The organism is Bdellovibrio sp. HAGR004, assembly GCF_055397015.1.
The window spans coordinates 670,245-689,969 of sequence record NZ_AP029176.1 but is presented as its reverse complement, the minus strand read 5'-3'; the positions used below and the strand labels follow the sequence as shown (position 1 = coordinate 689,969).

Here is a 19,725-nt window from a genome sequence, read left to right as displayed (position 1 = left end):
CACACTCCTTTATCTTTATCTTTATCTTTTCAATTTTTCATTCATGGCATCAATCACGATGTCCGGAACCAGGTCCTTCAAAGCGCCACCATTGGCCGCCACTTCCTTCACACCTCGTGAAGAGATGTAGTAGTACTCGGGACTGGCAAAAACCAGCATCGTTTCAAAGTCGGGAGCCAGTTTGCGGTTCATATTGGCCATGGTCATTTCGTACTCGAAGTCGACCACCGCTCGCAGACCACGCACAATCACCTGAGCTTTGGCTTTCTTCATGTATTCCACCGTCAGGCCACCAAAGATGTCGACTTTGACGTTCTTCAGATGCGCAAGAGACTTTTCTATCAACTGTTTACGTTCTTCGCCAGTGAACATGCTCTGCTTCTGGGAAGATTGCGCAACTAAAACGATCACCTGATCATAAAGCGGCGAAATGCGGTTGATGATATCCACATGTCCCATGGTGATCGGATCAAAGCTTCCCGGATAAACGGCAATTCTACTCATGGTTTTCCTCTTCCTGTTGCAAAGCACTTTCGTGGCAGAACATACTCAAGATCTTGTCGCCATATTCTTTTTTGCTGTAACGAACCAGTGCGCCGTAGCGATCTTCCATTCTTTCTTTAGCCTGTGATTCTATGGCCAGCAAAGTCGTTGGCCCAAAGGCCACACTGCCACTGGCCGCTTCCATCACTGCATGAGCCATTTTTTCAGTGAATGGAGGATCGGCAAAAATGATGTCGAAAGGCTCTCCCGAATAAGATTTCAGGAAGGCAATCACGTCCATATTGACGATCTTGTAATCCGAAGCAGGCACGCGCAGCTTTTCAAAATTCTGACGAGTGATCGCCAAAGACTTCGGATTCTTTTCCACAAACGTACAAAACTCAGCACCACGGGACAGGGCCTCAATTCCCAGATTCCCCGTGCCACAGAAAAGATCGGCCACACGAGAGCCTTCAATTTCAAACTGCAATTTATTGAATAAGGTCTCTTTGACTCGATCGGTTGTGGGGCGGATATGGTCTGCATTGAAAGAGACCAACTGGTGTCCACGATATTTCCCCGCAATAATTCTCATTTTTCCAAATCCTCGGCCATCTTAACGACAGCAAAAATATCTTCAAATGGTTTGGGTACAAAAAGATTGGCCCCCATTTGCAAAGCCGTTTCCATGTTATGTTCACCGGCAAACGCCGACATCAAGATCACCTTGGCTTCGGACTGTTCGCGCATTTCCTTTAAGACTTCAGGTCCGGTTCGACCCGGCATCAAAACATCCAAAAAAACCAGATCGGGCTTGGAGCTCTGCCACAACTGCAGACCTTCATTGCCGTCCACAGCTTCCACGACATCATGACCCTTGCCTTTTAAGGCACGGCTCAAAGAGCGACGCACCAGAGCCTCATCATCCACAATCAAAATCTTCACGGCGCATTCCTTTGCGGCAGCATGATCACAAAGCAAGTGCCATGCGGCTCGACGTTACGGAACTCGATGGTTCCCCCGAATTTTTCGATGACTGACTTAGACATACTTAACCCAAGACCCGTACCATGTCCCTCTTTTTTTGTCGTAAAGAAAGGCTCAAAAATACGACGGCGAATGTCCTCTGGAATCCCCGGCCCGGTGTCTTCAATTTCCAGATACACATGCCCCTGATCGTGACGGGTTCTCACACTCAGACGTCCGGCTTCTTTCATCGCCTGACAGGCATTGTTAATCAAATTAAAGACCACCTGCTGCAAAAGATGAGGCTCCACATAAACTGTCTGCCCTAAAGTTTCCAAATCCACTTCCAGACGATGGGTGCGCAGCGCCGACTTCAGCATCGGCAGGGTTCTTTCGACCACTTCATCGACGCTAATGTATTCGGACGGCTGATCCTCGCCCTTTGAGAAATCCAGAAGATTTTTGATAATTCTTTGCGAACGGGCGGTGGCCTTTTCGATTTCCACCAGATCCGAATGCAGGTTGCTGCCAGGCTCTGCCTCTTGCAGTAAAACCTGTGACAACGAACGCAAACCTGTCAGAGGATTATTCAGTTCATGGGCGATATGGCCCGCCAGCATCCCGATCGCACCCATTTTTTCACTTTGCAACATGCGCAGGTACAACTCGCGCGATTGAGTGATATCCACATACTGATTCACAACGTTGGTGGGTCTTGTGCTTTGATCCAGAAGAACCGGATAGCTATGCACCTGATAAATCCGCCCATCCACCTGAATCTGACCTGCCGCTGGCGCACCGTCTTTCAGGGCCTGCGGCACCGGACACCCCTCACAGGCGGCATTACGACGAGCAAAGCTTTCATGACATTTATTGTGCATAAAACGATCGCTGAACTTGCGATTGGCGCGAACTACATTGTAGTCAATGTCCACAATCGCAATCGGATCACGCATACCATCGAAAGTTTTTTCCCAGCGATAGGAAAATCCTGAAAGCTGACTTTCCAAAAGAACGCGATCCAGGGCCATACTTAAGGGGCGCACCCGATCGCTCATAAAGTCCATGAAAGGACCCATCTCTTTGTCGTTCAAAGAGTTTTCAATACATAAAATAGCCTCACCCTGCCCGCTGGTCAGGTGACTGGTCAGACGCAGCTCAAAGGGCACAATATAGGCTTTGATAAAAGGTCTCCCAAAGTGATTCGCAAAATAGCGGGTCAGCTCGGGGCTTGGCACCTGGGCTGCTTTAGGAAACTCAAAGTAGCTGGCCGTTTCAGTTTGGGTGAAATGCCCGGACTGGAAGCTTAAGAAAAAGGTCTTCGCGCCCCCCAGGCGGAACGACAAGATGGGGTCACCCATCTTGTGGAACTTGCGAAGCTCCTTGCGCAGGATCGCCAGAATATCCTCGAAAGAGGTCTGCGTCGCCAGATCCTTGATAAACCGGATCAGTTGCCTCTCACGATTCAGTTTCTCACTTTCCTCGTGGTGGGACATTTCGATGTACTGGGTTCTTTCTTCGACCATCGCCTCTAACGAATGGGTCAGAGCTTCCAGCTGTTTGTTCTGGTGGGAGGATTCCTTCAGCAGCAGGGAGCGGGATAAAAACATCGAATGGCGTTGCAACGCCAGATCCAGCTGCTCCCAGATCTCGTGCTCCGACAGTGGCCAGCGCATAAAACGATAAACTTGAGCCTTATTGATGCCCTCGCGCACTTCCTGTTCATTCAGATCCTCTGCAATCAACAAGCGCGGCGCCATTGGCTGCAAAGTGCGAGCTTTAAATAAGAACTCCAAGGCATCACTGTCCGAAGAACCCTGGACCAAGATCGAGGAAAATCGCTGGGTTTGCAAAAGAGGCAGAGCCTCACTGGTGGAGGCTCTGAATATGATCTCAACCTCCCGCTTTTGAAACGGGAAGAAATTCGGCAGTCTAATTGGCGATACGTTTCCGACCCACAGGATTGGATCCAGTTTGTTCGGAATCGAAATAAGACCCTGAGTACTCGCCATTCAGTGATTTCTCCAACACTCTCAAGTGGTCCAGCCACATCTGAAGAACATTGTTCAAATCATACTCCAGGACGTCGGCTAAAAGAACAAAATCCTTGTTTTCCAAAGCGCGCAAAGCCTCAAGAACCGTTCTTTTACTTTCAGCTTCGGTCTTTTCCCAGCGAACTGGACTTCCCCCTAGGAATTGATCTCCCATGGTTTCTTTGATCGTCATGGCGCTGTCGATCAGGAATTCGCAGTTCTGCACCAGATCGTGAATGGGCTTGAGCAGACCACTCAATCCCTGAACGCGCATGCGCTTAGCCAGATTCTCCGTTCTTTGCATCAGTTCCGGCAAAGCCTCCATCCAGCCGCGCAATACCAGTGCGGTCAGATCACGGCTGTTTTCAGTCAGGTACTCCAGAGTTTCAATCTGCTCCAAAGTCACTGTGGAAAAACGGGCTTCGTCGGCTTCGGCGATTTCCAGACCGTTGACGATATAGCGACACACCACTTGGTTGGTGTGTCTTAGATCCTGTTCGATATCACTAAAGACTTTGGCCAAAGAAATGTTCTCTTGATAAAAATTGCGAAGATCCTCTCCGCTGACTTTAAAGCGCTCCATTGCCTACCTCTTCCTTGAGTGCCTCATGCGGAATGTATACATGAAGATGGCGTTTCAAACGCTCATGCACATTCAAAGTTGCGGTACGGATTTCCTCGAGCGTGCCGGGGGCAATGCGGATTCTTTCCGCATGATACCAGCTTACTAAAGGACTCAATTCCGGAACCATTCGGCTAATATTTGAAATAACTTCTTCAGCACTGTCCAGGAACGGAGCCACCTTCTCCACCCCTAGGGTCGGCAACAGTCCCAACTGCTCCATAGCAAAATTGTTGATATCATTGAGCTTCATCGCCCCCTGAACAATTTCCATGCGCTCGGCCACCGGGAAGTCACCCCCCAGATAAAGTGCCTGAACCAGGTCCCACTGGAATCGCTCGGCCACGGATTCTTCGCGAGCATAACTCACAAGACCGCCACTTCGAACAATCAGCCCCGGATCCACATGACCTGCCAAGAGGTTCGCAATCGCGGCTCCCACCTGTTCCGGCACCAGTATTTCCTGATTTTCTGCGCGATAGATAAAGCCCAAGCTGGCTTTCGGACCCGTTTCCCAGAAGTTCACCGGTCCGACACTGATGTTCAAAGTCGGGGTGTCCGTCAAAGACGCCACATGAATCGGCGCACTGTCGCAACCGATCAGCAATTCCGCATTTTTAAGAATCGCAAACAAATCGGACATCTGCGTGCGGCCGGCCAAATTTACAAACTGAAGTTCCTTCACTTCAGTTTCAATCTGCAATGCCACCGGCGCTTCCCCCGCAGAACCGATCAAAACCACCGGCAGCTCTGTAAACTGCCGCGCCAACTGACGAAGTGCGCGCACCCAGGCCCCCGCCGACAAAGCTTTGTTGGCATCACTGGCGCCCACATGCAAAACCAGATAGCGTTCCGGCAGCGTCAACTTGCATTCCGGAATCTCGGCAATGCTCCAGTCCGCTTCCGTATATTGAAGTTCAATCATTGAGGCCATGACATCGGCCACGTGTACCCGGTTGGGTTTGTCCAAACCCACCTGGGCATAAAAATAAGCACTGACCTCATCGGCCAGACACAAACTGCCATCTTTAAAGCGGGTGTATCCCTGAACCTCGGTATGCAACTCAGAAACTGCATGGGTCAGGTAGCTGGAAAACGGAGAAAATGTGAAGTTAATTATTCGGTCAAAGCCTTCCGACTTCAACTCGCTCACAAAACGATCCATTTCCTGCAAAGAGGCTTCAATATCCGGTTCTGCCTGAACCAGTGGAGTCAGGATTTCACTGGAGGGCAAAGACCAATGACGATCCACCGCCTGCAGACCCATTAAAGCCCCTTCAAAACGAGGACGTGTCAGCAGATGGATCTCGGCCTTCGGATACATACGACGCAAGCCCTGCAGTGCCGGCCACGTCATATAGATATCGCCCAATCTAGCGAGTTGCAGAACGAGTATTTTCATTTTTGATCTGTTCCTTCACAAGCTCTTTGAGCATTTGAATTTTTTCAGCTTCTTTACTATAGCTCTGCGTTTTCAGGATTTCGCTGGAGGCTTTTTCCAGTCTCTTCAAAGCCGCTGATAGGTAATTGTCCAATTCCTTTTGCATAGTATGCTCCTTCCCTGGAGAGAGATTGCAAGTGACGGTAAATATCCTCACGGATAGTTAACAACTCGCCCTGCTCCTGCAAGGCGGTCAAAACACGGTCCACGATCTGCACCGGTTGGGTATAACGTGCAATCAGGGCTTCCACAAAACCCTGGAAGTAGCCGGCTTCGTCCTTTTTGGAGCGCACAATTTCCTGTGCCACCAAAACCAGGTCCGCCATTTCCGACGCCTGCACCGACTTCTTCTGCAGCATCATTTCCCTGGAAGGCAGAGCCTCCTGGATCCTCGCCTGCCAGCTCTTAAACAGATCTGTCCGTTCAGCAAAGTCCGCAAGGATCTCTTTGGCACCTTTTTGGGGTTGCTCCCGCAACAGCCCTTGAACAGCGGTCAGCAGGGATGCAGGCGCTTGATCCAGATAGGTCTTCCAAGTGGCCCGTTCCAGGGCCTGGGCAAACTGGGTCACCTGATGTTTTTCATCACTCAGCTCGTCCCACACCGCCTCAAAAACCTTTTCAACTGTTATATCCTGCGCGCACAAATGACTTGGCTGAGAACAGGCTTGAGAATGCCCGCACGGTGAACAAGGCACCTGCGTTGTCAGCATTCGAACCCCTTGAATGAAGGCTCCGGTCTTCGTGGCATCACTGCTTCCCAAGACAAGCTCCACCAGGGGAGTCCCCAGTTGTGCCGCCAGATGCTTGATACTGGTGTCACCGGTCACAAGAAGGGCGCAATCCTGCAGGTGACGACGGGCCTCATTGAGATCACAAATCAACAGATCCTTCTCCGCAAAGGCTTGCAGCAAAGTCTCTTTTTCAAAAGACGCCCCCAGGATTTGAACCTTATAGTCCACCAAGGCGACTTCAATAGTTCGTTTCAACTGGGCAAAGTTCTCTAGCCCCCAGTTCTTCTTTTCATTGCTGGTCAGGCACTGAAACAAAATGCGCTTGTTTTTCTTTTTCTCTCCGCGAACTTGCGGCTGAACCGGCAAATCAAATGAATTCCCCAAAAGTTCGACGTAATGGAAAAGTGACTTTTGCGAACCCGCGAAACGTTCATTGAAGTAGCGAATCCAGCGGTTATCCAAACCTCGGAAACGCCCCTCACTGTGATACAGACCCTTTTTCACAGGAATTTCCAACGCCCCCAGCAGATAGCCGCTAAGCTTGTTGTGAGTGAAGTTAAATGCCATATCATAGTTCTCGACATCCAGGGACTTCACCAGCTCCTGCACCTGAGAAAAAGACCAAAGAATGTTGAATCCGCCTTCCCCTAGGCCTCGCTGAATCATTTCGCGATCAAAATAGATATAGCGATCCACCAGTCCCTGCAGCAGTTTTTCCACCTGAGAAAATTGACGGTTGACCAGAAGGTGAATCTCCGCCTCAGGATGCTTCGCACGCAAAGCGCGCAACAGCGGTTCCTGCTGAATGATGTCACCAAGCCTTAAAAGGGAAAGAACCAGAATTTTCATTATTTCACCAGCTCACCGAGCACTCGAAACATCTGCTTTTGCTTTTCAGCCATCGCCGATGTTTCCACTACAGGTGTAATGTCGTTAATGGACAAATTATGACGAGGAAGATTGTACAGGGCCTTCATGTTGATGCCGAACTCCTGGAAATGATACTTCAAAGAATCCAAAGAACGACCTGTCATGTGAGAGAAAAGTTCGGCGAAGAAGTCCGCCTGCTGACCCCAGCACTCACGGAAAGACAGAACGAAAGAGCGATGATTCAGGATCTCCTGGAAAAGGTCGGACTTGAAAAGTTCCTGAGCATCCTGAACCACGCGGATTTCGACGCGTTCTTCAAGCTCGGGGAACTGCGAACGGAACACCGGGATCAGAGACTCGCGGGATTCAACCACCGTGATACGCACATCCGGGTCGACGTCAGCCAGTGCGGCCACATGGAAACCCGCACCCAAACCGACAACGATGACATGTTCGGCCGGCAAAACACCCAAAGAGTAAGCCCATTTCAAGCCCTCACCACGAGGGTCCTGCAAAGAGGCCAGAGGCTGACCTTCTTCAAAAGCAATCAATGAAGATTCGTGGTTTTCAGAAAATGTGATCATTGACATGTTAAGCAACCTTCTGTGAAGCGATGATTTTCTTTTTCAAGTTACGAACTTCCTGATGATCCGGATTCCAAAGAAGGACACGTTCCATTTCCAGCAAAGCCTGATCCACCTGACCTGCGCTGCACAGCAAGTTGATCAGAACCAGCGACATATCCTCGTCTTCTTCCACACTGGCAAGATAACCCTGAAGCGCTTCGATGGCTTTTTGTAACTTACCATCGCGCAGACCCCAGTTCGCCGCCAGATGAACAGCCGTTCGGTTTTGTGGATTGATATCAATAGCAGATTCAATGTTTGCCCAGGCCAGTTCAAGATCGCCGAACTGACTGTGTACCATGGCAAGTCCCACCCAGGCCTTGTCGTTTTCTGGATTGATTTCAACAGCCTTGCGGAAGCAGAACAAAGACTTATCATAATCATTGCGCTGCACTTCCAGTGTGCCGAAATTCACCAATAATACATCCGACTGAGGATTCAGAGTGTAGGCCTTATTATAGTATTCTTCCGCCCCGTCAAAATCACCCTGACGCACAAAAATATTACCCATGTTTTTGTAAGTCTCAAACAGCGTGGAGGTCTCTTCAGTCAGAACGGCCAGCGCCTCGTAGTACTTATCCAAAGCTTCCTGGTCACGGCCCGCTTTATACAGAGCGGTGGCATAGCCATGCAAACTTTCAAAACCATAATCCACTTCCGCCAAAGTCTTGCGTACAATCAAAGACTCTGAGCTGCGTGACATCTTATCAAGGCAGTTTGCCAGCATGTTCAAAGTCGCCGGATTCTTGGAATCCTTATTGGAGGCTTCTCTGAGAAGATTCATCGCTAGAGGATATTCACGGTGCTTCATCAGCACTTGTGCATTGCGAATGAACTTAGCTACGCGCTCATCGACAATCTTTTCTTCTTTGACTTCAGACACTTCCGCTTCGAAGTCGGCAATAGCCTGTTGCGGATCAAAATAAATTTTGGGTGCATCCTGATAGCTTTCAGGATTTGAATTAATACCAGAAATTTCACTGGACTTTTGAACGATCTGATTTTCCAACATCTGACGTGATCTCCTCGCGCAGAATTGAAGGAGCAACACAGATGCCAAAGGGTGCTTTGTGCTTTAATTGATTCTGAGGCAGACTCAGCCAGTTGTTTGACTCTTTGACCGAATCTGCCGTCATGTTTTTGTCAGGAATTTTTTTCCTAGACCTCTTCATCCAGACGCTGATTGAAGGTCTTGGTCTTGTAACCACCGACTGCTTTACGGCTGCGGCGGACTTCCTGCAATTCACGGATGATGGAGTTCTTGGCCATTTCAATGCACGCCAGGACCTGAATATCCTGCTCGATAATGCGGGCTACATACTCGTCTTTGATAGCCAGGGCTTCCTTCACCTCGCGGCGTTCATTTTCCGGAATGACGGCTCCAGCCCCCATTTCGTCGTGAGCCTTTTCGATCTGCGCATCCACATATTTCAGAACATCCAGAATTCTATCGCGGGTTTGATAGAAGTGTTCCAGATTGTCGAACTGCCCTTGGGCAAAGTTCGCCAACTCCACTTCATTCAAAGAGTAGAACTTCTCGAGGTAGTGATTCTTTTCGTTCAACAACGTGATGATTCTGGTCATGTCCCCTCCACAGTGACTCATTCTTAACCCGCTTTTTTATCTGTATTGTTGGCTTCTTGTTTCAGTTTTTCCACGGCTTGAACCCAACCATCATAAAGAGTGTTGAGAAGCTTCAGATTCTCTTTCAGCGGCTCTGGGCTGCCAGAGATGTTGGCTTTCGTGTACTGCTCCATCATGAACATATAGAGCTGTTCCAGTTGATTAGCGACTTCACCACCGACCTTGTGATCCAGGGTGTTGTTCAGCTCCATAATGATGTCGAAGGCACGGCCGATATTCATGCCGCGATCGGCGATCTTCTTTTCTTCTGCGGCCTTGATCGCCAGCTTGGTAAACTTAATGGCACCCTCGTATAGCATCAGCAGGATTTTTTCCCTGCTGGCACTTTGCACGGAAGTTGTTTTGTACTTCTGATACGCATTCTTATTCATAGCCCCTCACTCCATCATGTTCAAAAATCAACGCTCTTAACCCTGTGGTTGCGCCATTGCCGCAAACTTCGCCTGTTGCGCATTCAAGGCAGACATCTTCTGCTCCAGGTCCGCAAACTTACGTCTTAGGCTGTCTTCTTTTCTTTCCAATTGGCGTTCTTTCGTCTCAATACGGTTGTTCACCTGCTTGATACGATCCTCCAAACCGCGTTTGCGGTTGGAAATGGTGCCGAACTGCCCATTCACCAGATTTCCAATCTCACGCTTGACCGTGACCACAAAACCGGTGTTAAAGCCATCCCCTCTCAGGAAGGCAGCCACCCCTTGGGGATTGGCCTGCAGTACTTTATTGAACTTGTCCTGGGAAAAGTTCAAAGTACCGTTTCGGTTGAACTCAATCCCCAGCTCACCCACGCGGCGAATCGGAGACTCCACGCCCATCTGCGGATTCAGAATCACCCGGCGCAGACTGTTTTCAATTGAGCGCAACATCCCGTCACCACCCAAAGGGCCCAGTGACGGATTCTTGCCGTTTCCGGCCTGCAGCTTGTTCTGCTTCTGGATAAACTCCAAAGCCGCGTTATAAGCATCAACGAAGCTTTTAATCTTGCCGCTGATGACTTCGAGGTTCTCTTTCACAGAAAGACGAATCTCGCGCCCCGGAGCCGCTGATTTGAAATCCAAAGTCACACCCGGCACCAAATCCGTGGATTTGTTGTCAGGAAGTTCAATCTCAAATCCGTCGACTTTCACTTTCGCGTTCTGAGCCTTGCGGGATTCATCGAAGTACATGTCCTGATCGCCATCCAGAAGATAGATCTTCGGGAAGCTCACCTGACTGTCGCTTCCAGTCGCCAAACCGGAAACCAGCAGCTTGAATGGATTCTCGCTGTCTTTGCGATCCTCCAGCACCTGCGCCTTGAGTCCCACATTAGAAGCATTAATCTGCTTGGCCACCCCCTCCAACGTGGAGTTGCTGCCATTGATATAAACTTCCTTTGTTCCTTCCGGAGTCTGGAATTTAATATATCCAGTCCCCATCTGAGTTTCATTTTTGTCCGGGAAACCGTTGGAGATCGCCGCCGGCTTCTGCGCCAGCTGCACGACTTCAATCGCATAGTCCCCTGGAATTGCACTTTGCGGATCGACCAGGCCATCCACCACATTGGGATCACCACTCAGGAACTTTTTGTCGATAAATCCGCTGGTCGATGTCAACTCACCCAGATTCTTGGTGATATCATTGACCTTCGTTTCCAGATCCTGCACCAGCTTGAGTTTGTCCTCTTGCTTGGCGCGACCGGCTTCCATCTGTTTCACAGGAATACGTTCAGCATCCATCAGCTGCTCAACGATATTTGGTGGTAGCCCAGAGGCCATGCCTGTAATTCGGAATCCTGCCATGAATTCATTGTGTCAAAATGATTCAGCAACCGTGAGTCAATTAAATGTCTCTAGGAAAGGCCAGTGGCAAGGCTTTCAGGGCTCTAATGAATTTTACGCAGCAGGGATTTTGACAGCAGGTCTTTTTGCTGGACCTCCATCCGGGAATCAAATGCTCTTTCGGAAATGAAAACTTATGCAGAACGCTTAAGTAGCTGTCCTCTTGGAGAGTCATCCGAGGGTAAAGTCCACAGCTCCAATTCGGGAATACGACGTATCAAGGTGCCCAGATTGTCTTTCACAAGAACGAAGCGTCCACTTTCTGTGACCTCAAGCTCCACAGTCCACTTGTGTTCTTTCATCGCCGGAAGATTGCGAAGATGCTCCATGGATTTCTCCAGCTGCTCCTCTGTCATCGGCTCGCGATGAGGCTGTTCCTGACTCTGATACTGTTCTTGCCCGTTGGCATCGCGATCATGAGTGGAATCGGACTTGATAGTTTTACCGATGGACTCGACATTGCGAACCTCGTTATTCGGTAAAATGTTAGAGATCAGTCCCTTGATATTCATGCCCATCTTATCGGCACATCCTCCCTCCCCCAAAAGGTGCCTGGTTGTTTTTTCTGGCTATAGCGCATCAATCCAAGACTCTTGCCCAGAAAATAAACGTGCTACCTAGACGAATGAAAGAGGCGTACCCTGTCCCTATGTAGAGGAGGCTCCCCCATGCAGCAGCAACTTGCCAAAGAACTCACCTCTCTTGTGGATTGGTCGGTCACCGAGTTAGGAAATGTCATCCGCGCCGAACTGGGGGCCGCTGCCTTCAATCGCATTGAAAAGATTCGCCGCTATGTAAAATCGCCTGCCAGCAATCACCTACAAGGATTACTAAAACTAAAAGCGCAGCTGGAAAAGCTCTCTGATCAAGAACGCTTTGGCATTGCCCACTCGTTTGCTCTGATGCTGGAACTGATCAACGCTTGCGAATCCGCTTATCGCACCCACCGTCTGGAAGAGGAAAGTTCCGCAGCTATTAAGAGGGAAAAATATTCTTACGGTCGTGTGATTCACGTCCTGACGGCGCACCCAACAGAATCCCGCAACAGCGACATGCTTATTTACCTCCGCAAAATTCATGACCTGCTGGTGCAACGCCTGAACTCAGAACAGCCTTCACAAACCCATCAACTGCGTTCCCTGCTAAGAATGGCCTGGAACCTCCCCATGTCCAAACAGCGAAAGCCCAGCGTGATGGACGAAGCTGAATATATTTACTCGTTGGTGTTGCAAGACAATGTCATTGAAATTTACCTGCAACAACGCCAGGAACGGCATCCCTTCTATATCCGCACCTGGGTCGGCGGAGACAAGGACGGACATCCCGGAGTAAATGAAAAAACCATGCTGGGAAGCCTGGGCATGTCCCGCCTGCGCCTGCATCAGTGGGTTGTTCGACAATTTTCTCAGTATCTTGCAGAGATTTCGCCTCTGGCACGTTCCGGACTGGAGCATCGTCAACACATTCAGAAGCTGCAACGACAGGCGCAGCAAGTAAAGGCTCACCTGATAAAAGTCCGCCGCATTTCCGCTGGAGATGCCGGTCGAGTGCATCGGCTGACGGAATCTCTGCAACATCTTTCCCATGAACAAAATCGCCTGTTTGGCGCCGAATCCGAGCCGCTGAACCGCATTCGCTACCTGCTCAAGATCTTTCCTGGCCTGGTCGTCCCCCTGGAACTTCGCGAGGACAGCTCCTTGGTTCACGAAGCACTCGCCCAGCCAGACAAACAGACAAATATCTCTCGTATGCTGCAGACTTTGGCGCGACTTTGCCCTGATCACAGTCCCCGGAATTATGTGCGAGGGTTCGTTCTGAGCCAGTGCGAGTCCGCGCAGGATATCGACGCAGGAGTTCGTTTGAGTTCAAGGTTTCTCAAAGCCCCTCGTCTTCCCGTGGTTCCGCTATTTGAAAGTTCACGCTCCTTAAAAAACTCCAAAGAAATCATCACAGCGTTTCTGGGGAAACCCAGGAACGTGCAACTGGTCAAAAAACACTGGTCAGCTCAGATTGAGGTTATGCTGGGCTATTCGGATTCGGCCAAGGAAAATGGCGCTTTTCCATCCCGTTATCTGATTCAATCCGCCATCGGAAACTTGGAAAAAACCATTGAAACCCACGGCCTGACGCCTATTTTCTTCCATGGCTCCGGAGGCAGCATTGAGCGCGGTGGCGGGTCTATACAGGAACAAACCGAATGGTGGCCATTGTCTGCGATGAAGACCGTCAAGATGACCGTACAAGGAGAAATGATTTATCGTAATTACAACTCTCCGGCTATTTTGCAGCGACAGTTGAATCTTCTGGTGCAAAACCGAGATGCCCGTAAAAAGAAACCCGCCATGCGTGGTTCTGTCAGGACAGAAAAAGCCCTGCGAACGCTGGCTGATTCGGTACAAACCAGTTACCAGAATATTCTGAAGCAGGAGGACTTCTTAGAACTGATCGAAAAGGCCACGCCGTATTCTTTCATGAAAGACCTGCGCATGGGCTCCCGCCCCTCAAAACGGCAGGGCTCGGTTCAACTCAAGAGTCTGCGCGCAATTCCATGGGTGCTGTGCTGGACCCAAACTCGGGCGTTATTCCCGACGTGGTGGGGACTGGGTGCCTTCTGGACGAATCTAACCGTGAATGAGAAAAATCAATACCGCCGGGCTTTCAAAGAATCCTCCATGTTCCGCACCTACGTCAAGGCTGTCGGTTTTACCTTGGAAAAGATCGAACTCGACGTGTTCTTCATGTATCTGCGCTCTTCAAAGCTTTCCGCGGATACGGTTGCCAAATACGAAAAAAGCTTCCGCACTGAATATGCGGAAGCCATCAAATGTGTCCGGGAGATCACCGGAGAAAAAAGTTTGCTTTGGTATCGACTGTGGCTAGAAACCAGCATCCGCCTGCGTTCCCCGTTGATTCATCCACTGAATGTGCTGCAGTTGATTGCTCTTGAAAAGAAGGACATCAAACTGCTGCGCGAGACAGTCACGGGTGTTGCCAGTGGAATGCTGACTACGGGGTGATTTTCAAGGAGTCTCGCAGCCTGCTAAGATCCATTAGTTTTTCAACCTGGCCGCCAACATTCTGATCCATTCTGGCGGCGGCCTCACGAAGACCTTCCTTCACCACTGACACTTCACCTTCACTCAGGCCCAGATTATTCAACTTGCCTGCGGCAATCGCAGCCTCAGCCTGATTAAAGAAGAAGTTAGGTCCCATTTCCACCTGTGGATTCAGGGACTTCAGATAAGCCTCCCAGCCTCCCAGCGCCTTGATCTGTTCGACGATCAAAAGATCCCCTTCGCCATACTCGTTACTATTAAAGTCCGGCGCCCCTACCCCCCACTTCATATAGGGTTTTAGATATCCGCCGACCAACGAATCAATTGTCAGGAACAGATTCTTTTTCTCTGTCTTATAAAGCTTCTCCGCCAAAGAGAAGCTCGGAACGAAATTCACTCCAACGGACTGCTTATACTCATACTTAAATCCGGCTTTTTTGGCGTAGCGAATAGTCTCAAGCGATTGGTCTATCACCTTCATGGCCTCTTGCAAGACCTCTTGCTTCGCCTCAAAGAAGATATTTCCATAAAGATCGTGGCGTTGGCAGCCAAGGATCTCGCGCTCGCCCATCATGGCTTCCAGGATATGCTCATCCGAACAGTAAGCATGCTTCACCTTGCCGGATTCGATGTCGGCATACGCCCAGCCTATTGCCTTCTTGTCGTAAGAAAGCACATTATTTTTGATGTAGCCACCCACCACCAGCGTCGGCGCATCTGTCGTGTAGTCCATCACAGTGCTACTTAAACCGACTGGCTTTGAATTGTCTCCTCGAGAAGCTCTTTCCACGGCGTTCTTAATGTCCAGATCCGATGCATCCGGAACAAAAGTGCCGGCAAAATTGTGGCGCAGCCCCAAAACATGCCCTATTTCATGGGCGATCACACTTCGCACTGAATCTTCCTGTTCAATCAACGGACGATCCACGACCAGCCCACACAGATTTCCATGCTTTAGAGAAAAGAAGCCATTAACTTGTGCTGACTCATGCTTCTTTGTGAAGCTTGAAGTCATGTACACATATCCGCGGAAGGCCTCACCCGTCAAAGGGTCCACCTGAGCATTGGCATAAGCACCAAAGCCTTCATCCCATTTGATCCAACGAATGACGATGGACCGATCCGTCTGCGGCTCGCTGTCTTTATAACCATATTCCACCTTGAGCACATCTCGACCAAAAACCCGGTTCCAGTATGTCACGCCATCTGTCACCGCGCTCTTCATCGCCTCGGGCACGTTCGCATCCAGAAGGACACGAATATCCCCGTCTTCTGGAGCCACACTCCAGCGGGCGATCTGAGTCGTCATGTCGTTCTCGCCGGATCCAAAGGTGTTATTGATAAAGAATCCAAAACGATTTTGCTCGTCCGAGGCCTTGGCTTTGAAGCTCTCTTTGGCAATGTAGGGCTTGATTTCAAAGAAGACAGTCTTGCTGCTTTCCACTTTTTCAGGAGCCGCCATGCCCATCATGGCCAGCTTATCCTGCTCGTCTTTTTTTCTTTCTCCGGCATAGGGATTTTTGTACTTTTCAACGACTCGCACAACCTGCTTCATCAGGATCGAGTTATTACGAATGGAAAGTGAGCTCACGAAAGAATCTTTGATATCAAAGTGGGTTTCTTTCTTATTTTGACCCATGAACTCCACGTCCACATAAGTCTGAGGAATCAGAATGTCCATGGCTGTTTGATAGTTCATGGACAGGAACCCCTGCCCCATATCAAACACCAGCTTGTCGTCCGTTTCCTCGACCACCGCGAAAGTCTGCAGAAGTTGATCGGCTGTGACGGATTCCACGCTGTCCCGGACAGTTTTATTGAAGACCGCAATACGATCACCGTTTCTTTCAAAGGAAATCAACTGCGGTCGAAAGAAACTTGGTGCCGCGGCACGGGAGCCATCTATAACAGTCGGAACCAGAAGGAACAGTTTACCCAAAGATGACTTTTCAAAGGTCACAAGATTTTTTCTGACCTGTGCAGAGGATTCGATTTTGGCCGGAGGCAGGGACTCTTTTACGATGACTTTCTCTGTCTCTTTACTGCAGGAAACCAGCAGGGAAGAGCACAAAAGCATGACAACAGACGTACGGCTCCAGGAACTCATGAAGTACTCCCAAATAAGATAGAACCCCGGAACAATGTCTAAAAAAGAGACAATGAACCCAAAATTGGTCAGGGCCGGAACCCAGTTCCAATATATAAAGTCCTAATTTTCAGGAAGTCTAAGAAAGCAAGAAGTGCTCCTGCATGAAACGCAAAAAACCCCGAGGATCCGAGGCGCCTGTAAGATTCAAAATGTGCCGCAAGATGCCCCAACCCGTTAAGTACCCCAGGAAGCTCAAAGTCTTCCTGGGTAGGTTGGTACCGAGAGGGAACGGAGGTACCCTCTCAGGTCAAATCCTTATAAAACAATTCTAATATTAACCAATCAATCTTAGTGCAGAGTTTGGCATCGCGTTGGCTTGAGCCAGTACGGATGTATTTGCCTGCAAAAGAACCTGGTTACGAGTGGACTCCGCTGTTGCTGACGCCACGTCTGTATCACGGATACGAGAGTTGGCTGCGGAGATGTTCTCGTGTTGCACACCCAAGTTATCCACTGTGGACTGCAATCTGTTTTGAAGGGCACCGAGACTTGCGCGGAAACCGTTCACCTGAGACTGCGCCTTATCCACTGCTGCTAGGGCGTCTTGCGCTCCCTCTTTGGAAGAGAAGTCGAAACCTTCAATTCCCAAGCTGGAAGTTGTTGCATCTGTTTCACCGGCGTTGAAGGAGATTCTGTCTGCTTCACCGTCATTGTTGATACCTACCTGGAAGTCGAACTTGTCGCCGGAACCATCCAGAAGTTTTGTTGTACCGAATCTAGTTGTTTGCGTGATACGTTGTGCTTCAGCTTTCAATTGCTGAACCTCTTTATCAAGGAAGCCACGCTCTGTATCACCGATAGTGTCAGAAGAAGCCTGAACACCCAATTCTCTCATACGAGTCAGGATGTTGGAGATCTCAGACAAACCACCCTCTGCCGTCTGAACCATGGAGATACCATCGTTCGCATTTCGGGAAGCCTGACCTAGAGAGCGAATTTGTGATTTCAAGTTTTCACTGATCGCCAAACCTGCTGCATCGTCTGCCGCTTTATTGATGCGGGAGCCAGATGCCAATTGTGACATTGATTTACCGATTTCACGCTGAGAGTTCACCATTGTTCTCTGTGCGTTGATAGCGGATACGTTCGTAGAAATTCTCATTCCCATGTGGGACCTCCATTAATTCGGCCGCCTTATACCTACTTAGGCTGACCAAGTTGTACACGTTGGTGACTCAAACTTTCGTCTGGCTCTCTCAAGCGAATCTTCGTAAGGCAATCACTCCTTGCGGGTTCCTCGAGAGCTTCGACTTGGTTTGCGTCGTTGCTTCTGACATACCTTTCGGCGAGGTCTTGAAAGGCTTTAGTCGCGTCTAGCACTTCTGGACCATCATCCAGTAAAAGCTAGACCAAGATCCTGAAAAGCAGACCAAAACCCGGCATTTTTCAATACCAAGGTCCAGCCAAACCAAACGTCTGCCCCGACCAACAAAAGGTGCCTGGTGACTTTTTACACCTACACCGCATCAAAAAATTCAGAATACGGACGCAAAACAAAGGTCTGAGGGGCTTTGATCCAGGAGCTTGAATTGAAAGACAGTCTTTTCATGGGAAGAAAGAAGTTCGTCTGCCACACAGAATTGCCATATCACATCACCGCAAGATGCATTAATCGTGATTGGTTTTCAGTCGATCCAGAACAAGTCTGGAGAGTGATGACGACTCATCTGCACTTTATCCACTTGGCTTTTGATCTTCGAATTCATGCATTTGTCTTGATGAATAACCACTTCCACATGATCGCCTCTGCACCACAGGGAAATCTTAGTGAAGCCATGCGGTTCTTCATGTCGGAATCCGGAAGGGATCTTCGGACGCTGAGTAATAGAGTCAATGTTACTTATGGATCACGATTTCACCGCAGCCTTTTATCCAATCAGCTCTACTATCAACATGCTTACAAATACTTATATCGAAACCCGGTGAAAGCAGGGTTATGTGCCAGGGTCGAAGACTATCGGTACTCGACATTAAGAAGTCTTCTTGGGTTAGAAAAGATGGAAATTCCCATCAGTGATGATTCTCACTGGGAAACTTGGGGCTCGCGTTTCTCCACATTAGAGTGGCTGAATACGGATCCCGGACAAGATGATTGGGAGAAAATTCAAAAGGGTCTGAGAAGAAGTGTTTTTAGAATTAGCCCTTATAAAAATCGTCCATCCCATTTAGAAGTTGACGCGCTGTAGGTGTAAAAAGTCACCAGGCACCTTCTAAAATCCCCGGGGACGGGTGTCCCCGGGGTGGGCTTAAGACGAGGAGTATATGTGGGCGACCCCTCTTCCCGAGAGAAGCCTTATCCCAGAACAGGCCTCTCCCGACATCCGTTAATTTCGCGAATGTGAATCTTAAATATTTAGGCTGATATTAATTAGACCAACTTCATTGCCACTTGTGGCAACTGGTTGGCTTGAGCCAGTACCGACACCGCCGTATTCTGTAAAATACTTGCAGAAGTCATTTCGGCTGTCTCTTTCGCCACGTCAGTGTCGCGGATACGAGAATTTGCCGCTGACAAGTTCTCATAGGACACATCCAAGTTACTCACCGCGGACTCCATTCGGGATTGCATCGCACCGAAGTTCGCACGCATACCGGAAACCTTTTCGATGGCCTGATCCACTGTCTCCAGCGAGTCACGCGCATCACCCCGGTCTGCCATGGCAATACTGTCGATACCCAATGCTCCCGCCGTCGCGTCGGCATCAAATTCAAATTTAATCACGTTATTCTCATCCGAGTAAGCACCCACCTGGAACTCCATCGCTCCGGCAGTACCATCCAGCATTTTCTTCGTACCGAAGACCGTGGTCTTGGCAATACGATCCGCCTCTTGGATGAGTTGTTGAGTTTCTTTATTCAGGAACTCCCTCTCTGTATCACTCACAGTATCGGAAGCTGCCTGCACGCCCAGCTCACGCAGACGTACCAGAATGTTAGAGACCTCGTTCAAGCCCCCTTCACTCACCTGCACAAATGAAATCGCATTGTTGGCGTTGTTTCGCGCCTGACCAATACCTTTCAATTGTCCTTTGAAGTTTTCAGAAATCGCGAGGCCGGCGGCATCATCCGCCGCATTTACGATACGGCTACCAGAAGCCAGTGCCTGTGCGGCATGCTCTGCGCGTTTCTGCTGTTTGGAAAGCACACGTTGTGCTGCGATCGATGCGGTGTTTGTTGCGATTCTTAAGCCCATTAGAACCTCCTAGGGATAAGAGATCCGAGCCGTCGGTTTTTTGTGGAATCTAAAATGATCTAAGGTAGCACCACTTACCTTTTGAACACCCGAAATC

The 19,725-nt window shown here is 49.4% G+C and carries 18 protein-coding genes; 2 read left to right on the top strand and 16 right to left on the bottom strand.

Going from position 1 to position 19,725, the window contains the following annotated elements:
• Nucleotides 1–21: 21 nt before the first annotated feature.
• From coaD to ACZ5ZV_RS03520, 13 genes are all read right to left on the bottom strand, one after another.
• On the bottom strand, nt 22–504 hold the full coding sequence (gene coaD, locus ACZ5ZV_RS03580) for a pantetheine-phosphate adenylyltransferase (protein WP_464120060.1): 483 nt from the start codon (nt 502–504) through the stop codon (nt 22–24).
• Entirely contained in the window at nt 497–1,078 is a 582-nt protein-coding gene (rsmD, locus tag ACZ5ZV_RS03575; protein ID WP_464120059.1) for a 16S rRNA (guanine(966)-N(2))-methyltransferase RsmD, read from the bottom strand. The genes coaD and rsmD overlap by 8 nt, the downstream gene beginning before the upstream one ends.
• Nucleotides 1,075–1,428, bottom strand: a complete 354-nt coding sequence (locus tag ACZ5ZV_RS03570; protein WP_464120058.1) for a response regulator — start codon at nt 1,426–1,428, stop codon at nt 1,075–1,077. Before ACZ5ZV_RS03570 ends, rsmD begins: the two co-directional genes overlap by 4 nt.
• Nucleotides 1,425–3,461 carry an ATP-binding protein gene (locus ACZ5ZV_RS03565; protein WP_464120057.1) on the bottom strand — a complete coding sequence of 679 codons (2,037 nt, stop codon included), beginning with the start codon at nt 3,459–3,461 and terminating at the stop codon, nt 1,425–1,427. The genes ACZ5ZV_RS03570 and ACZ5ZV_RS03565 overlap by 4 nt, the downstream gene beginning before the upstream one ends.
• Nucleotides 3,382–4,065, bottom strand: a complete 684-nt coding sequence (locus ACZ5ZV_RS03560) for a hypothetical protein (protein WP_464120056.1) — start codon at nt 4,063–4,065, stop codon at nt 3,382–3,384. The genes ACZ5ZV_RS03565 and ACZ5ZV_RS03560 overlap by 80 nt, the downstream gene beginning before the upstream one ends.
• Nucleotides 4,052–5,506: a glycosyltransferase family 9 protein gene (locus ACZ5ZV_RS03555; protein ID WP_464120055.1), complete on the bottom strand. Its 1,455-nt coding sequence runs from the start codon at nt 5,504–5,506 to the stop codon at nt 4,052–4,054. The genes ACZ5ZV_RS03560 and ACZ5ZV_RS03555 overlap by 14 nt, the downstream gene beginning before the upstream one ends.
• A 56-nt stretch (nt 5,507–5,562) precedes the next feature.
• The gene (locus ACZ5ZV_RS03550; RefSeq protein ID WP_464120054.1) at nt 5,563–7,125 is read right to left on the bottom strand and encodes a glycosyltransferase family 9 protein; all 1,563 of its coding nucleotides are present in this window, start codon (nt 7,123–7,125) and stop codon (nt 5,563–5,565) included.
• Nucleotides 7,125–7,736 carry a hypothetical protein gene (locus tag ACZ5ZV_RS03545; protein WP_464120053.1) on the bottom strand — a complete coding sequence of 204 codons (612 nt, stop codon included), beginning with the start codon at nt 7,734–7,736 and terminating at the stop codon, nt 7,125–7,127. The genes ACZ5ZV_RS03550 and ACZ5ZV_RS03545 overlap by 1 nt, the downstream gene beginning before the upstream one ends.
• 1 nt (nt 7,737) lies before the next feature.
• Nucleotides 7,738–8,784 (bottom strand): tetratricopeptide repeat protein, encoded by a 1,047-nt coding sequence (locus ACZ5ZV_RS03540; RefSeq protein WP_464120052.1) that lies wholly within the window; start codon nt 8,782–8,784, stop codon nt 7,738–7,740.
• A gap of 146 nt (nt 8,785–8,930) precedes the next feature.
• Nucleotides 8,931–9,356, bottom strand: a complete 426-nt coding sequence (locus ACZ5ZV_RS03535; protein WP_464120051.1) for a hypothetical protein — start codon at nt 9,354–9,356, stop codon at nt 8,931–8,933.
• Between the two features lie 23 nt (nt 9,357–9,379).
• Nucleotides 9,380–9,787 (bottom strand): flagellar export chaperone FliS, encoded by a 408-nt coding sequence (fliS, locus tag ACZ5ZV_RS03530; protein ID WP_464120050.1) that lies wholly within the window; start codon nt 9,785–9,787, stop codon nt 9,380–9,382.
• 36 nt (nt 9,788–9,823) lie between these two features.
• Complete coding sequence (fliD, locus tag ACZ5ZV_RS03525) at nt 9,824–11,191, bottom strand: flagellar filament capping protein FliD (RefSeq protein ID WP_464120049.1); 1,368 nt, start codon at nt 11,189–11,191, stop codon at nt 9,824–9,826.
• 173 nt (nt 11,192–11,364) lie between these two features.
• A complete protein-coding gene (locus ACZ5ZV_RS03520) occupies nt 11,365–11,742 on the bottom strand; it encodes a flagellar protein FlaG (RefSeq protein ID WP_464120048.1) in 378 nt (125 codons plus the stop codon).
• A gap of 156 nt (nt 11,743–11,898) precedes the next feature.
• Between ACZ5ZV_RS03520 and ACZ5ZV_RS03515 the strand changes: the two genes are divergently transcribed.
• Nucleotides 11,899–14,247 carry a phosphoenolpyruvate carboxylase gene (locus ACZ5ZV_RS03515; protein ID WP_464120047.1) on the top strand — a complete coding sequence of 783 codons (2,349 nt, stop codon included), beginning with the start codon at nt 11,899–11,901 and terminating at the stop codon, nt 14,245–14,247.
• On the opposite strand, the gene ACZ5ZV_RS03510 is transcribed toward ACZ5ZV_RS03515, so the two are convergent.
• Nucleotides 14,237–16,393 (bottom strand): zinc-dependent metalloprotease, encoded by a 2,157-nt coding sequence (locus ACZ5ZV_RS03510; RefSeq protein ID WP_464120046.1) that lies wholly within the window; start codon nt 16,391–16,393, stop codon nt 14,237–14,239. The two genes, ACZ5ZV_RS03515 and ACZ5ZV_RS03510, sit on opposite strands and share 11 nt — an antisense overlap.
• Before the next feature lie 316 nt (nt 16,394–16,709).
• Complete coding sequence (locus tag ACZ5ZV_RS03505) at nt 16,710–17,543, bottom strand: flagellin N-terminal helical domain-containing protein (RefSeq protein WP_464120045.1); 834 nt, start codon at nt 17,541–17,543, stop codon at nt 16,710–16,712.
• A 421-nt stretch (nt 17,544–17,964) separates the two neighbouring features.
• Between ACZ5ZV_RS03505 and ACZ5ZV_RS03500 the strand changes: the two genes are divergently transcribed.
• The gene (locus tag ACZ5ZV_RS03500; RefSeq protein ID WP_464120044.1) at nt 17,965–18,621 is read left to right on the top strand and encodes a transposase; all 657 of its coding nucleotides are present in this window, start codon (nt 17,965–17,967) and stop codon (nt 18,619–18,621) included.
• A 182-nt stretch (nt 18,622–18,803) separates the two neighbouring features.
• On the opposite strand, the gene ACZ5ZV_RS03495 is transcribed toward ACZ5ZV_RS03500, so the two are convergent.
• The gene (locus tag ACZ5ZV_RS03495; RefSeq protein WP_464120043.1) at nt 18,804–19,628 is read right to left on the bottom strand and encodes a flagellin N-terminal helical domain-containing protein; all 825 of its coding nucleotides are present in this window, start codon (nt 19,626–19,628) and stop codon (nt 18,804–18,806) included.
• Nucleotides 19,629–19,725 lie beyond the last annotated feature (97 nt).

Excerpts from the sequence above, each read along its gene's own strand:
- ACZ5ZV_RS03520 (WP_464120048.1), bottom strand. The coding sequence starts at position 11,742 with ATGAATATCAAGGGACTGATCTCTAACATTTTACCGAATAACGAGGTT.
- fliS (WP_464120050.1), bottom strand. The coding sequence starts at position 9,787 with ATGAATAAGAATGCGTATCAGAAGTACAAAACAACTTCCGTGCAAAGT.
- ACZ5ZV_RS03540 (WP_464120052.1), bottom strand. The coding sequence starts at position 8,784 with ATGTTGGAAAATCAGATCGTTCAAAAGTCCAGTGAAATTTCTGGTATT.
- ACZ5ZV_RS03565 (WP_464120057.1), bottom strand. The coding sequence starts at position 3,461 with ATGGCGAGTACTCAGGGTCTTATTTCGATTCCGAACAAACTGGATCCA.
- ACZ5ZV_RS03545 (WP_464120053.1), bottom strand. The coding sequence starts at position 7,736 with ATGTCAATGATCACATTTTCTGAAAACCACGAATCTTCATTGATTGCT.
- ACZ5ZV_RS03555 (WP_464120055.1), bottom strand. The coding sequence starts at position 5,506 with ATGAAAATACTCGTTCTGCAACTCGCTAGATTGGGCGATATCTATATG.
- coaD (WP_464120060.1), bottom strand. The coding sequence starts at position 504 with ATGAGTAGAATTGCCGTTTATCCGGGAAGCTTTGATCCGATCACCATG.
- ACZ5ZV_RS03550 (WP_464120054.1), bottom strand. The coding sequence starts at position 7,125 with ATGAAAATTCTGGTTCTTTCCCTTTTAAGGCTTGGTGACATCATTCAG.
- ACZ5ZV_RS03515 (WP_464120047.1), top strand. The coding sequence starts at position 11,899 with ATGCAGCAGCAACTTGCCAAAGAACTCACCTCTCTTGTGGATTGGTCG.
- rsmD (WP_464120059.1), bottom strand. The coding sequence starts at position 1,078 with ATGAGAATTATTGCGGGGAAATATCGTGGACACCAGTTGGTCTCTTTC.
- ACZ5ZV_RS03510 (WP_464120046.1), bottom strand. The coding sequence starts at position 16,393 with ATGAGTTCCTGGAGCCGTACGTCTGTTGTCATGCTTTTGTGCTCTTCC.
- ACZ5ZV_RS03560 (WP_464120056.1), bottom strand. The coding sequence starts at position 4,065 with ATGGAGCGCTTTAAAGTCAGCGGAGAGGATCTTCGCAATTTTTATCAA.
- ACZ5ZV_RS03495 (WP_464120043.1), bottom strand. The coding sequence starts at position 19,628 with ATGGGCTTAAGAATCGCAACAAACACCGCATCGATCGCAGCACAACGT.
- fliD (WP_464120049.1), bottom strand. The coding sequence starts at position 11,191 with ATGGCAGGATTCCGAATTACAGGCATGGCCTCTGGGCTACCACCAAAT.
- ACZ5ZV_RS03505 (WP_464120045.1), bottom strand. The coding sequence starts at position 17,543 with ATGGGAATGAGAATTTCTACGAACGTATCCGCTATCAACGCACAGAGA.
- ACZ5ZV_RS03535 (WP_464120051.1), bottom strand. The coding sequence starts at position 9,356 with ATGACCAGAATCATCACGTTGTTGAACGAAAAGAATCACTACCTCGAG.